Source organism: Dorea chungnamensis, from assembly GCF_039832125.1.
In the GTDB taxonomy this organism is placed as follows: Bacteria; Bacillota; Clostridia; order Lachnospirales; family Lachnospiraceae; genus JAFBIX01.
Window position 1 is genome coordinate 1 of the sequence record NZ_JBDOHT010000019.1, and the last position, 13,552, is coordinate 13,552.

At 38.1% G+C, this 13,552-nt stretch carries 19 protein-coding genes; 3 read left to right on the top strand and 16 right to left on the bottom strand.

What is annotated here, in order from left to right; all coding sequences use genetic code 11:
• Positions 1-118: 118 nt before the first annotated feature.
• From ABE613_RS13260 to ABE613_RS13280, 5 genes are all read right to left on the bottom strand, one after another.
• Positions 119-1,132: a permease gene (locus ABE613_RS13260; RefSeq protein ID WP_235233120.1), complete on the bottom strand. Its 1,014-nt coding sequence runs from the start codon at positions 1,130-1,132 to the stop codon at positions 119-121.
• Positions 1,133-1,183: 51 nt separating this feature from the next.
• Entirely contained in the window at positions 1,184-1,396 is a 213-nt protein-coding gene (locus ABE613_RS13265; protein ID WP_235233073.1) for a (2Fe-2S)-binding protein, read from the bottom strand.
• A 74-nt stretch (positions 1,397-1,470) separates the two neighbouring features.
• Positions 1,471-1,701, bottom strand: a complete 231-nt coding sequence (locus ABE613_RS13270) for a thioredoxin family protein (RefSeq protein WP_235233072.1) — start codon at positions 1,699-1,701, stop codon at positions 1,471-1,473.
• Positions 1,702-1,710: 9 nt separating this feature from the next.
• Complete coding sequence (locus ABE613_RS13275) at positions 1,711-2,649, bottom strand: CobW family GTP-binding protein (RefSeq protein WP_235233071.1); 939 nt, start codon at positions 2,647-2,649, stop codon at positions 1,711-1,713.
• Positions 2,650-2,729: 80 nt separating this feature from the next.
• Positions 2,730-3,047 carry an ArsR/SmtB family transcription factor gene (locus ABE613_RS13280; protein ID WP_235233070.1) on the bottom strand — a complete coding sequence of 106 codons (318 nt, stop codon included), beginning with the start codon at positions 3,045-3,047 and terminating at the stop codon, positions 2,730-2,732.
• 176 nt (positions 3,048-3,223) lie between these two features.
• Here ABE613_RS13280 and ABE613_RS13285 point away from each other — a divergent pair, with 176 nt between their 5' ends.
• The 3 genes from ABE613_RS13285 to ABE613_RS15215 all read left to right on the top strand — a co-directional run bounded on the left by ABE613_RS13285 (position 3,224) and on the right by ABE613_RS15215 (position 5,063).
• Entirely contained in the window at positions 3,224-3,547 is a 324-nt protein-coding gene (locus ABE613_RS13285) for an ArsR/SmtB family transcription factor (protein WP_235233069.1), read from the top strand.
• Positions 3,548-3,641: 94 nt separating this feature from the next.
• Positions 3,642-4,694: an ACR3 family arsenite efflux transporter gene (gene arsB / locus ABE613_RS13290; RefSeq protein WP_510182362.1), complete on the top strand. Its 1,053-nt coding sequence runs from the start codon at positions 3,642-3,644 to the stop codon at positions 4,692-4,694.
• Between the two features lie 66 nt (positions 4,695-4,760).
• Positions 4,761-5,063, top strand: coding sequence for a hypothetical protein (locus ABE613_RS15215; protein WP_510182363.1), 303 nt, complete (start codon positions 4,761-4,763; stop codon positions 5,061-5,063).
• A gap of 87 nt (positions 5,064-5,150) precedes the next feature.
• On the opposite strand, the gene ABE613_RS13295 is transcribed toward ABE613_RS15215, so the two are convergent.
• From ABE613_RS13295 to ABE613_RS13345, 11 genes are all read right to left on the bottom strand, one after another.
• The gene (locus tag ABE613_RS13295; protein WP_347376630.1) at positions 5,151-5,675 is read right to left on the bottom strand and encodes a YgjV family protein; all 525 of its coding nucleotides are present in this window, start codon (positions 5,673-5,675) and stop codon (positions 5,151-5,153) included.
• Positions 5,676-5,896: 221 nt separating this feature from the next.
• Positions 5,897-7,006, bottom strand: a complete 1,110-nt coding sequence (locus tag ABE613_RS13300) for an ABC transporter permease family protein (protein WP_347376653.1) — start codon at positions 7,004-7,006, stop codon at positions 5,897-5,899.
• The gene (locus ABE613_RS13305) at positions 6,897-7,421 is read right to left on the bottom strand and encodes an aspartate/glutamate racemase family protein (RefSeq protein ID WP_235233066.1); all 525 of its coding nucleotides are present in this window, start codon (positions 7,419-7,421) and stop codon (positions 6,897-6,899) included. Before ABE613_RS13305 ends, ABE613_RS13300 begins: the two co-directional genes overlap by 110 nt.
• A gap of 10 nt (positions 7,422-7,431) precedes the next feature.
• Positions 7,432-8,811: a sensor histidine kinase gene (locus ABE613_RS13310; RefSeq protein ID WP_235233065.1), complete on the bottom strand. Its 1,380-nt coding sequence runs from the start codon at positions 8,809-8,811 to the stop codon at positions 7,432-7,434.
• Complete coding sequence (locus ABE613_RS13315) at positions 8,799-9,461, bottom strand: response regulator transcription factor (RefSeq protein ID WP_347376631.1); 663 nt, start codon at positions 9,459-9,461, stop codon at positions 8,799-8,801. Before ABE613_RS13315 ends, ABE613_RS13310 begins: the two co-directional genes overlap by 13 nt.
• Positions 9,462-9,470: 9 nt before the next feature.
• On the bottom strand, positions 9,471-10,214 hold the full coding sequence (locus ABE613_RS13320; RefSeq protein ID WP_347376632.1) for a lantibiotic immunity ABC transporter MutG family permease subunit: 744 nt from the start codon (positions 10,212-10,214) through the stop codon (positions 9,471-9,473).
• A gap of 2 nt (positions 10,215-10,216) precedes the next feature.
• A complete protein-coding gene (locus tag ABE613_RS13325; protein ID WP_347376633.1) occupies positions 10,217-10,948 on the bottom strand; it encodes a lantibiotic immunity ABC transporter MutE/EpiE family permease subunit in 732 nt (243 codons plus the stop codon).
• Complete coding sequence (locus ABE613_RS13330; RefSeq protein ID WP_235233061.1) at positions 10,941-11,654, bottom strand: lantibiotic protection ABC transporter ATP-binding protein; 714 nt, start codon at positions 11,652-11,654, stop codon at positions 10,941-10,943. Before ABE613_RS13330 ends, ABE613_RS13325 begins: the two co-directional genes overlap by 8 nt.
• Positions 11,655-11,757: 103 nt before the next feature.
• The gene (locus ABE613_RS13335; RefSeq protein ID WP_347376634.1) at positions 11,758-12,504 is read right to left on the bottom strand and encodes an N-acetyltransferase; all 747 of its coding nucleotides are present in this window, start codon (positions 12,502-12,504) and stop codon (positions 11,758-11,760) included.
• 38 nt (positions 12,505-12,542) lie between these two features.
• Entirely contained in the window at positions 12,543-13,190 is a 648-nt protein-coding gene (locus tag ABE613_RS13340; RefSeq protein WP_347376635.1) for a GyrI-like domain-containing protein, read from the bottom strand.
• A 7-nt stretch (positions 13,191-13,197) separates the two neighbouring features.
• Positions 13,198-13,548, bottom strand: coding sequence for a TIGR04076 family protein (locus ABE613_RS13345; protein WP_235233058.1), 351 nt, complete (start codon positions 13,546-13,548; stop codon positions 13,198-13,200).
• Between the last annotated feature and the right edge of the window lie 4 nt (positions 13,549-13,552).

The window sequence follows — 13,552 nt, forward strand, 5'->3', positions numbered from 1 at the left end:
TTTTAGTGTGCCGTCAAGGGTGGCGTACACTGCCGAAAACTAACATATCTGCAATTTTCAAGGTTCCAATGGAGCCATTTTTTCAGCTCCAATTTTTCATAGGCTACTTTACACTACCTTATATCAATAGATATTGAAATATATTGAACAAATATCCAACCACAATAATGCCACCTGTACAAATTCCAACAAACAAGCCTAATAATCTTGGTTTTACCGCCTTTTTAAGCATAATGATGGAAGGAAGGCTAAGTGTCGTAACCGCCATCATAAAACTAAGAATTGTTCCAAGCTGAGCTCCTTTTGCCAGTAATGCTTCTGCAACCGGGATTGTTCCAAATATATCTGCATACATTGGAACACCAACTAACACAGCCAGAATGACTCCAAATGGATTATTACTTCCAAGAACAGTCTGAATGATATGTTCCGGTATCCAGTTATGGATCACGGCACCGACTCCCACACCTACAAGAATATATGGAAATACTTTCCGAAATGTGTCGGTCATCTGCTCTTTTGCATAAGTCAATCGGTCCTTAACTGTTAAATCCGGTGCTTCAATGTCTACTGCACTTGCAGTACGGATAAATTCTTCCACATATTTTTCCATGCGCATTTTTTCAATTAATGTACCACCAATAACAGCAATAATCAGTCCTACAATCACATAAACAACAGCAACCTTTGCCCCAAAAATGCTCATAAGAAGTACTAAACTTCCCAGATCGACCATTGGTGAAGAGATCAAAAAGGAAAAAGTAACTCCTAAAGGAAGTCCTGCACTTGTAAAACCAATAAATAACGGAATCGAAGAACAAGAACAAAATGGTGTTACTGTTCCGAGAAGCGCAGCAATCATATTCGCCCCTATTCCATGAAAGCGCCCCAGAATTCTCTTACTTCGTTCCGGCGGAAAATAACTTTGAATGTAAGAAATTACAAAAATCAAAAAGCACAATAACACAGTAATCTTAATTACATCATAGATGAAAAACTGTACACTGCCACCTGCCTTTGTTGAAACATCTACTCCTATCGCAAATAAACTGTTACGAATCACCACATTTAGCCATTTCATTCCCAATACCTGATCTTGAATAAATAGCCCTATCGTTTTTATAGCTTCCATTATTTCCTCTGCCATTTATTTCATCTCACATTCCTCAATTTTATAATCAGCCTATTTTTTACTCAATAAATATTCTCTCATTACAAGTGCAATGTCTTGTGCACAACATTTACCGCTAGGATTCAACTCAGAACATTTACAACTGCAACACGCACCTGTCATTCTTTTGATATCAGCAAGTGTTTTTGCTCCTTGATCCATAGCTGCAATTATCTCTCCCTTAGTCACATTATCGCAATAGCATATAAGTTCGTTATTTTCCATAATCTACTCCATTTCTTATCCTATATAGTATCACTTGAACCATAAGTATTAGTAAATTCAGATTGTAAAAATCCTTATTTCATTATCTTTGCCAATTCATCAGGCTTAGCAACTCTGCCTGATACTACTAATTTCCCATCAATCATCACTGACGGTGATGTCATAACCCCCAGTTTTACAATTTCCATTAAGTCTTCTATTTTTTCAACCTCAGCAACACATCCGGTTATCTTTAAAGCCTCTTGTACATTTGCATAGAGCCTATCACATTTTTCACATCCTGTACCAATTACTTTGATATTCATTGTTTCCTCCTAATTTCGCAACTTCATTTCTAAACCAACCTTATCTTCCCACGCCGCAAATATTTTCTTAATAATCGCCGGACCAATTTTAGATATGAATACCAACTGTGATTTTTCACAACTGTCACATTCTTTGAAATCAATCTTACTGCCCACAACATCTACCTGACTCCAGCCTTGTCCTTCGATTTTGAAAAATCCTTTGATGCGATAAACATCTGGAATCATTTCATTCAAAAACGAAACAAGCACATCCTTTTTGATTTCACCTTCAAAGTCCATAAACAGTGTTTTCGGCTTTGTCTCTTCTGAATTCGTGGTTTCTTCTCCTTCTGCCCATTGATAAAGAAGTAAGTCTTCCCTTAAAAATCCATAATCCAGTTCCCCCATATTGCTGATTTCAATTTTGCAAACCGGATTAATTTCTCTGATTTTCTTCCTGAGTTCCTGAATTCTGTCATTATCAACAAGATCTGATTTTGTAATAACAGACAGATGACAATGCTTTAACTGACGATACACTGTCTCCAGATCATCCAATTGCTCCATAAAATTCACAGCATCAATCAAACAGATAACTCCTTTAAAATCATATTCTTTCCCCGAAACTGCCTGTGCTGCCTGAAGTATCTCCTCCACATTAGATGGATCTCCGAGACCGGAACTTTCCACAAATAAATATTCAAAATCCTGTTGTGCCATTTCACTCAGTGCATTTACGAAGTTAAGTTTCAGGCAAGAACAGAAAATCGAACCTCTGTTAATCTCCACCATCTGAATATCATCATTACGCAGAATAGTTCCATCTATTCCCAATTTTCCAAATTCATTCTGAATAATTCCTACCCTGTGTCCTTTTAATTGTTCTAGAATTTTCAAAAGAACCGTTGTTTTTCCTGCACCCAGAAAACCTGTCACTACATATAATTGTGTGTTTGCAGATTCCATTCTTTTTCCTCCTTACATTCATACATTCAAATCTTTCTATTTATTTTATATTTTTTTACCGGCATAAAGCCGGTTATTATCTATTTATTACAATCACAATCTACAATTTTCTGAAATTCATCTGGCACCATTAACTTGCCTATCACTTTATAAATTTCATTCATTTTTTCCAAATTCAAAGAGTAATGCATCCACTTTCCTTCTTTTCGTGAGATAACAACTCCTACATCACAAAGCAGTTTCATATCATGAGATAAAGTCGGCTGTGTAATCTGAAATTCTTCTTGTATTTTACACGCACATAATTCTCCATTAGACAACATATCAATGATCTTAAGTCTCTTTGGATCAGAAAAAACTTTAAAAATTTTCGAATACTGTATATAATCTATATCCATAATCTTTTCCCTTTTTTAATACATCGAACATCTTCTATGTATGATCATAATATTACTTACAAGGATATTTGTCAATACAAATATAGAATTTTTTCAATTTGATATTGACCTGTTCTAAATAAGGGCATATAATAACAAATAGAAATATTTCTATGATTAAGTAAGGGGTAAGCAATTTGGAACAAAGATATAAAGAATTAGGTAAGATTTTAAAAGCCATTTCAGATCCTAAACGTCTAAAAATTGTTGACATGTTATCATGTGGAGAATTGTGTGCATGCAAAATTCTGGAAGAATTCCATATCACTCAGCCTACGTTGTCTCATGATATGAGAGTATTGATTGAGGCAAATATTATAACGGATCGAAGAGATGGAAAAAATACTTACTACTCCCTGAACAAAGAACAATTGGATTCATTTTACCAGACTCTCGGACACATTTTTTCAGACAAGGCTGACTGTATATGCCATAAAATCAGTCATTGTGATTGCGATTGAAGCCGATGCTTTTTTGTAAGAAACAATCAGCATCGGTTTTCATATGATCATCGAATAGAATAATTTCTATAATTCAATTTGATGAGGAATGAATATGATAAAAGAAGAAAAAAATACAGATATTAATTTTTTCCAGCGATTCCTGACAGTGTGGGTATTCCTATGCATGATTGTTGGTGTCTTGCTAGGACATTTTGCTCCTGCACTTCCGGCACTTTTGAACAAATTTGAATATGCCCGGATTTCTATCCCAATGGCTATACTTATCTGGATTATGATCTATCCAATGATGCTGAAAGTAGATTTTCAGAGCATACAAAATGTCGGCAAAAATCCAAAAGGTCTATTTGTCACATGGATTGTCAACTGGCTTGTTAAGCCATTTACCATGTATGGATTTGCATCCTTGTTCTTTTTTATAATTTTTAAAGGATTTATCACACCAGAACTGGCAACCGAGTATCTGGCAGGAGCAGTTTTGCTCGGAGCGGCACCTTGTACTGCTATGGTCTTTGTATGGAGTACACTGACACATGGAAATCCGGCTTACACAGTCGTTCAAGTGGCAACAAATGATCTGATTATTTTGATTGCTTTTGTTCCTATTGTAAAGTTCTTGTTAGGTGTATCGAACGTAACAGTTCCTTTTGATACGTTAATCCTCAGTGTTGTGTTATTTGTAGTTATTCCACTAGCTGGAGGTATCCTCACCCGGATATTGATAACAAAAAACAAAGGTAAAGACTATTTTGAAAATATATTTATCCACAAATTTGATTCAGCAACAACCATTGGATTATTACTCACACTCATATTGATTTTTATGGGTCAGAGCGAAGTGATACTTGAAAATCCATTTCATATCGTGCTGATTGCAATACCACTGATTTTACAGACATTTTTCATTTTCTTTATTGCCTATGGAGCCTGCAAGTTACTGAAACTACCACATAACATAGCATCTCCAGCCGGAATGATTGGAGCATCCAATTTCTTTGAATTGGCGGTTGCAGTCGCTGTTGCATTGTTTGGTACAACCAGCCCTGCCGCACTCGCCACAACAGTCGGCGTATTGACAGAAGTTCCTGTAATGTTAACTCTGGTAAAAATTGCAAACAATACTACGCACTGGTTTCCCCAAAAGTAATCTTATGTTTATGGTTTCGCATGAATCACCGGTATTGGAACGCTTCGCAAGTATTCCATCAGGCAGATTGTACCTTTTAAGACGGCATCTGTAATCATCGGCAGTGTCTGGTTTTTATATCATGCCCCTGTGATTCTTTTTTCGAACTATAACAAGGGAAACATCCCCTATTCTTTGCTATGCTTCTTTCTCATGGTAATGGGATTTACGATTACAGCAAATTATCTATGTATAAAAGCACCGAGTTTTTGGCCCGCAGTATTGATTCATGCCAGTCATAATGTATTTGTGCAGTCTGTGCAGTCAATTTTTGATTCTATAACAGTAACCGGAAATATACAAATTTTTTTACCTCCGAGTTTGGAATAGGGCTTGCAGTCGCATATATAGGAGCAGCAATCGCAGGACTCCTCATCCTCCATATGAAGGAATATTATCATAAATAATAATCAGAGGTTATTCATTAACTTTGTCAAGATTTTTCCATCCATAACGAACAATTGAGATGATCATTGAGCCTTCACTGAAAATCTCATCTAGAATTCCTGCCCATGAACCAACTATGATATCGTATATGATCCACAGAGGAGAATTTACAAACATACCTGCAATTCGTATTTTGCGTGCGTTATATGTATATCCTCCGATGGTTGATGCAATATTTGCTGCAACTGGCAAGAGAGATATCCACCCTGACCAAGTAATAATAAGTGCTGCAATCTGCAATGTACAAATAATCATGCACATTTTTTTGCTACGTGCGAATTCTATCTTACTTCCAAGACAAAATGAACGGAAAGTATTTAAAATATAGCTTATTCCGCCTGTAATCGCTCCTAATAAAAGAAGGTGAGTGGTATAGCACAAATATGATAAAAACTGCACTCTAAACAAATTCTTGTTGCTTTTACATTGGAAAGACATAAAAAACAGCACCGTACCAGCCAGTCCAATCGCCTGTATCCCCACATTACTTTCCATCTGCCGTTTCTCCTTCCGATTAGTTGTTCCAGTTTTTCACAAAATAATCTCATCTGCTCTTATGAAATATTATAATTCAATCCTATATTTTCATCAACATATTAAACAACTCAGAGCAATTGATCCGCCAACTTTTCAAAAATCTCGGACAGACCATACTGTTTCATTTTAATCTCGTTTCTCATATCACTCTTTTCTCCACCTTTCTTCCAATCATTTTCTTATATTATCACCGAACGAAAAAAACAGGCCTCCATCTGAATTCTTCCATTTTCTTCAATAATCGTCTTCAGCTTTGCTTCTACATCTGCATCATATTTTTTGTTTGCAAAGATACGGTAATACATATTCAGATTATACCCGCTGAAGGAGTGAAGCCCCTCCTCTGCCATGATGAGATAGTTATACCTTGTAAATCCCAGATCATAGTCTCCGATCGCTACAATCTCCAATTGTTTCCGACACTTCTCGCCACCGTCCCAGGTTACGACATCGATAACATCTCCTATGCTCAGGTCCGGATACCAGTGGAGCAGATTCTTATCTATGATTACTTTATTTCCACTCTTTAGCTCCTCGTAAGTGGCATTTCCTTCTATGATACCATCTTCCAGTAACTCTTTCCCGCTTTCAGGAACTCCGAGCATTCCTTCTCTGTTGCCATCAAATGCATCCGATTCCGCATCATTTCTCAGATAACATTCCACAGAATCGATTCCGTCAATCTGTAAAATCTGTTCTCTTAATTCTTCCGTAAGCGGATTGTTTTGCTGCACCTGGCTCCACTCCAGTTCCGGATGCTCCTTATCGTTGTTATCTATGATCGGAGCTATCTGATATTCTCCCATGACGGAATGATCTGCCGCTTCCTTCGGATTGGCGCATGACAATACCGTTGCAACCACCATACATAATAATCCTGTAATGGCCATAGAACAGATCGTAATCAAGCTCTTTTTCTTATTTCCCGCAAGATGGACCATGGCAAGACGAGTGACGGTAATATCAGAGTATCCTTTTCTGATTTTTTTCTTTGTCTGTTCACTCCGGTATCGCATAGCTTCCACTTCAGAGACCTTCGCAGCGATTCCCATAGGGCGAAGTAGTGACAGGAAAACCGTAAGCATCGCAACTCCGATTGCGAGCAGATAGATCCACGGAACAATCAGCTTACTTTCTCCTCTTTGAATCAGTTCCTGAATCGTAGACATCATCATATTCTCATTCTGGTACAGCTTGAAAATACATCCAAATACGTATCGGGCTAACAGAGAACCCGTCAAAAGTCCGAGTGGAACTGCGATTGCGGCAACAAGAAATCCTTCCAGCAAAACGATTCTTCTCAACTGTCCTGTCGTTGCACCGATTGCTTTTATCTTTCCCAACTGCTTCTATTCCATGTACGTGTTTCAGACTAAAAATTACACGATTTAATTCTTCTATAGTAGAATCCTTTACAATTCCGTACTCCAGTTCTTTGGAAATTCGTTCATTTACCAACACACGTGTGTCATAGTCAGGCACAACAACCTCAATTCCTTTTTGAACGAAGGCATTTCTTAAAAAATCTTTCTCCATTGTAAAGATTGTCCCCAGAAGCCCAACACGATGATAACCTCTTGAATAAGCATATTCTGCTACTGTCTCCAGAATACCTCCTTCTCTGCTATACCATATTTTACAAAAATATTTTAATTGTGTATAGGTAATTATTCCATCCATATGTGTCAATTCTTCAGATATCATTTTTTACTTCTTATTTTGGACAGTAAAGAGGAAAACAAATCTCTACTTTTGCTCCACCGTTTTTTTTCGAATTTGTGAGTAATATTCTTCCACCATGAGTTTGGGCTATTGATTTTGCAGAAAATAGTCCAATGCCATAATGCACACCGCCGCTTCTGCTTGCATCATCCATAAAAAACTGTTCTGTTCCGTGCAGCAGTGCTTCTTTTGTAAAACCACTGCCGGTATCTTCCACTGTAAATATTAACTCTCCACTCTGCTCTTCGATATAAATATTTATTATTCCGCCTTTCGGTGTATGTTCTGCTGCATTTTTAATAATATTCATAACAGCCCTTACAACCTGGTCGTAAACAATATTTGCTGTTTCACTGATATATTGTTCTTCCCAGTTAATTTTCAGATTAAAAACTTCAGAGAGGCCTAATGTTTGTTTTTTGATGTCACCAAGTACATCTTCTGTCCTTATTTTTTCGAATCTATATTGATAACCATCTACGGACTTTGTTACTTCTATTATTGTCTGTACATAGTTTTGTATCTGCAATACACTGCTCGTGATATAATCCATATATTTTTTCTGTTCTTCTGTCATTTCCATTTCAGAAAGAAGTTCTGCATTGCCTCTTATGACCGTAAGCGGGGTTTTTATGTCATGCGCCAATGCAGACATTTGTCTGTTTTTTTCCTGCTCCGTCTTCCATTGTCGTTCCAGGGAATCCTTCAATGCATTTCTCATCTCATCTATAGATGACAGGCAATCATCAATCTCTTTCACCCCGGAATAAGACACCTCATATTCAAGATTCTGATTCTTGATTCTCTCTACCGCATTCATGACCGGTTGCATTTTTCGTTTCATCTTTTTTCCGAAGCTTAGAGATGGTAACAATATCATTGTAATTCCGCTCAGAATAACTATGATCGTCATCAGATTCTGTGGTTCGATAAAATGTTCTCTGAGAAACGCAGACTGATACTGTGGTGTCAGGCTGTACTGCAGAACAACAGATTCGTCCGGACGCGGAATCACCTTATAAAAATAGTCTCCTGATGCGGTTCCATGATTTGCAACGTTCCACGCAATTTTCACCGAATCTTCCGCCATATTTCCTCCAAGTACCTCGCCGTCCTCAGAAAAAATGACATAACGGCAAAGAACCGGTATCATCTCCTCCGTCACTTCATCTGCATTCTGAATCGTATCATAAGCTTCATTGATCTTTCTTTCTGCGTAATTAGCCGGATAAATACCTCCCAGGTTCACAAGAATATTAAATATAAGAGCTGTACATATCCCCAAAGTTAACAAAAGTCCAAGCATAGCCAGTACATACCTCAGAAAGATTCCACTAAGTGTACTGCTTCTTCTCTTTTCTACTCTTCCCATTTATATCCAATCCCCCAGACTGTTTTGATCGGCATGCAAGGAAATTCTGAGAGCTTTGTTCTTATATTTTTAATATGAGTCGTAATTGTACTTTCATTGCTCTCGCTGTCAAATCCAAATACCTGCTCCAGAATCTGTTCTTTTGAAAAAACCTGTCCACGGTTTCTTGCAAGAAACTCACAGATTTCATACTCCGCCTTTGTAAGCGGAATTTCCTTATCATCAACCATCATCTGTTTGAAAGATAAATGAAAGCAGACATGCCCAACGACCATTCTGACAGAATGTTCCCGGTGTTCTCTCCTAAGATGCGCAGCAACTCTCGCCCGAAGTTCCATAACCCTAAAGGGCTTACAGATATAGTCATCTGCTCCCAATGACAAACCATTTACCAGACTGCTTTCCTCTGTTTTTGCTGTAAGAAACAAAATGGGACAGTCAACAAGATTCCTGATTTTTGAACACAGTACGAACCCGTCCATTCCGGGCATCATAATATCCAGCAAAATCAGATCATAAAGATTCACTTTTTCCATATTTATCTCAAGCGGGTTGCTTACTTTTGTGACCAGATGTCCATCCTTATTTAGAATTGTTCCTATCATATCAAGGATTGCTGTATCATCATCAACTACTAATATTTTCGCCATATTAACCCTCTATTCTGATATTTTACTTCCTTCCCAGTGGGATGCCCATAATAAATAATATACCATAGTAATCACTGTAAATACGCAAAATACTGGTATTACAGACTTCATTTCATCGATTGCTCCCGGTTCTCCGAAAGCAGTCTGTAAATATGTGTATGGTAATCTTCCGGTCCATGAAACAGGTATGTACTTCCAGACATACATTCCAAGATTCGTGAGCATTAATGTACTGACAAGTCCGGAAATAATTCCTACTCCAATGGACACGCCTTTTCCGAATCGGAAGGCCAAAAGCATTTGCCAGATATATAATGGAATACTGCCACACCACATAACAAATACTGTCATCATATATGTCCCTGTACTTACTGTACTACACCCAAGGATTTTATGAAACCCGAAGCAAAAGATTCCTGCTGCTAAAAATACAGAAAACAAGCTGAATATAAGCAAAAGTATCACCTTAGACAAAAATGCTGTTGTCTTTTTTCGTAAGGTGAGCAGATTCTGGTATGCTCCGGCATTTTGCTCCTGTTCCATGATACATGCAGTAAATATTCCGATCAGAACAGGGAATCCTGCTCCAACTGCCTGGTAGAAAGCAATGATTTTTGTATTCTCATTCCAGGCAGAGACAGCATAATACGCCAGAAACACCCCACTCGTTATAACAGGAATTAAAATATGCGCAAGCGTAATGGACAGCCCTTTCATTTTCAGCAAGTCCGCATGGAGGTTTCTTCTAAGCATTTCTATTTCCCCTCTCTCTTATCAAACCAGTTTAAGAACAAAAAAGTTGCAGCAATGAACCAGATAATGGATATGCAAATCCCCGGGAAAACGACTCCCGCATCCAAAAGCGGATTGCCTTCTTCTGCTCTGATTCCATTTGGTAATATATGAAGGAGTGGGCAAAGAATCCTCATCGGGATGGATGAAACAAAAAAATACCATTTTCCTGTCGGCGCTATGATAACGCCTCCAACCGTGAGAACCAAACATACCAGTAATTCCACAATCATTCCAAAGCGTTCACTTAAAAATAAAAGCAACGGTATCTCCCATAGCTGCGTAATCGTAAGAACCAATACTGCAGCCAAAGCTCCTCCGAACGGAACACAGGTGGTCAATAGAAATCCTCCGAAAGTGGCACCCACAAATATAATCATATCAGACACCAGAATCACACAGCCCATATAGATGATTTTACCCATCACTAATTTTCTTTTGCTGATAGAAAGCGTCATGAGATGATAGTATCTTGTTTTTTTCTCCCGTGTTATGGAAAGATAGCAGATAATGGCAAGCATTCCGGGCAGCAGCAGTGTATACCACCAATTCCAGACACTCTCTGCATATGCATTTGTCATTCCTAATGTAAGTACAAATGCCAAAGCAAATGTAATAATTGGAAATCCCCAGATCAGTACCCGTCCCATTGACTTTCTTGTTTTCAGATATTCTGCTCTCACAATACTAAGCACGACCTTCACCAGCCTTTCTGTTTTCTCTTACAACATTCATAAAGAGTTCTTCCAGATTCTCCCCCTGTTCCACTGGTCCTTCATATCCTAAAATACCATCTGAAATAATTCCCACATGATCGGCTAATAATTGTACTTCCGAGAGAATATGGCTGGAAAGTATGACCGTAATTCCCTGTGCCGGGAAGGATTGTATCAGCACTCGGAGTTCTTCGATTCCGATGGGATCTAACCCATTCGTGGGTTCATCTAATATTAGAAGCTTTGGCTCGCCCAGTAACGCCATTGCAATGCCAAGCCTCTGCTTCATTCCCAGAGAAAACTGCCCGACCTTCTTTTTTCCTGTATTTGCAAGAGAGACAATCTTAAGTACCTTATCAATCCTTTTTTCATCCACACCAAGCAGTAAAGACCGGACTTTCAGATTTTCCCGTGCAGACAAATTCTCATAGACTGGTGGATTCTCGATCAATGCCCCAATTTCAGACAACGACTCCCTGCGCCATGGTTTTCCATCGAAATAAATCTCACCTGCTGTCGGTTTTAAAACACCGGTAATCATTTTCAGAGTAGTTGATTTCCCGGCCCCATTCGGTCCAAGAAGCCCATAGACTTTTCCCTTTTCAATATTTAGCGAGACTTTATTTACAGCCTTCTGTTTCTTAAATGACTTACAAAGATCTTTCGTTTGAAGCATCATTTCCATACTCATACCTTCTTTCTCTCGTTTCTATAGAAAGAGGATAACAGAAAAAAATAAAGATTTAATAAAGAACTCCATACCATTCTCGGTATAGAGTTCCTAACTATTATTTTGATAATAATTTTAAAAATCTCTTATCATTCATCTGCTCATTTGTAATATACTCACCATCACAGAACAACGCATAGGTTGTAATCGGTGTTGGTGCATTCTGAGCTTTTTCTCTGCTCTTTATATGAATCGCCTTAAATCTGATATCTTTTTCTTTTGCAAGATTCTCTAAAACAGGAACATACTTTGCATTATAAGGACACTGATATGTGTAGAAAAGAACATAGCCTTTTTCATCGATATGCGGATGCCTGGCATTTTCCATAAACTTTGGTGGCTCTGCTTCTTTTTCAAATGGCAGATACCAGAGCTGTACTCCATTGTCTGCTTCATCACAGGGGGCAAATCCTTTATATTTCAAGAACTTAGGATCTGAAAGAAAAGGTTTCTTTTTCGCATACGATAAAATGCAAAGTCCTTTCTTTCCTTTCTGTTTACTATCTTCCATACAATAATTGAGCAGTTCGTTTGCGTACCCATGTCCCTTGAAAGAACCTGCAACCCACAAACAATCAATATACATATATCCTTTGGCATCAATTGGGTTCCACGCATACTCTGCAGGAATATATTCGATAAAACATTTTCCTCTCTCTTCACTTTTCAAGAAAACCAAGCCTTCATCAAATCGTTCCGAAAGCCATGATTTTTTCGATGTAACCTCTACATCCTTATTATTTGAGATTGCACAGCAGATGTGCTCTTTTTCCAAATTATCTTTTGTAACGCGGATAAATTCCATTTGAAATTCCCTCCCTCAACACTCTTCAAGTGTCTATATTATTCTATATTAGAATGATTTTTTACATATTGATGCCTGATTACTGTCTTCCACTTCTCAGGAGCAACCTTTCTTGCATCAGACATATATATCTCATGGTGAAACCTGTCATCGCTAAAGTCATTGCGGTATCCATGATCTTCCAGATATTTATCCATAATTGCAACAGTTGCGGGCTCATCATCAAAAGGTCCGTGATGCATAATCTGAACACACAACCCCTCATCAACTGTAAGGAATTCGGCTCTGGAACAATCCATTTTTTTCTTCGCAGATACAGTTCCCACCGCCCAATCAAAATCCTTCTTTGTCACAAAATCCGGAAGTCTGATGACTGATATCCAATAAAACTCAGCTTTTATACTGTAATCACAGCCATCCACTCCGTCTTGCCACCAAAAACCTTCCAGCGGCGGTACTACATACTCGAAAAATCCTTCTATCTTATAATCTGACTTATAGCTCATCTTCAAAGTATATGCTATCGCATATAATATGCCTACCGCCTGCTTGTACTCGCCACCTTCTTCGTTCGGATTACCTTTTCCTCTTACAGCAATGTAATTTGCCTTCGGAACAGTCACTATTTCCGGCTTGTTCTTTGGCATGTAATATTCTTTAAATTCTTTCTTGAAATCAAATGCCATTTTCTCTCTACTCCTGATAATATTTACCTTTGTAAAAATTCTCTGCGCCTGTCTTTTCGACTGTCATTCGAAAGCATACACATCCGTCCGGACAAACATATTCCTTCACATTTGCTTCAATTCCTCCAATAAGTGTTAAATCTCCGCCACTTCTAACAGCCTGCATATCACCGTAAAGGATCTGCATCATTTTAGAACATATTCCATAGCCCTGCTCATTCACAGGACAGCCGTAGGTACAGGTGTATTTATCACCTATTTCTTCACCGTTCCTGCATAGGTGTTCTGTATGGTCGCCTCGCAGAAAACCTGTTACCTCTATTGAAAATCTATATTCTTCATCATACCATTTCTTCATTACC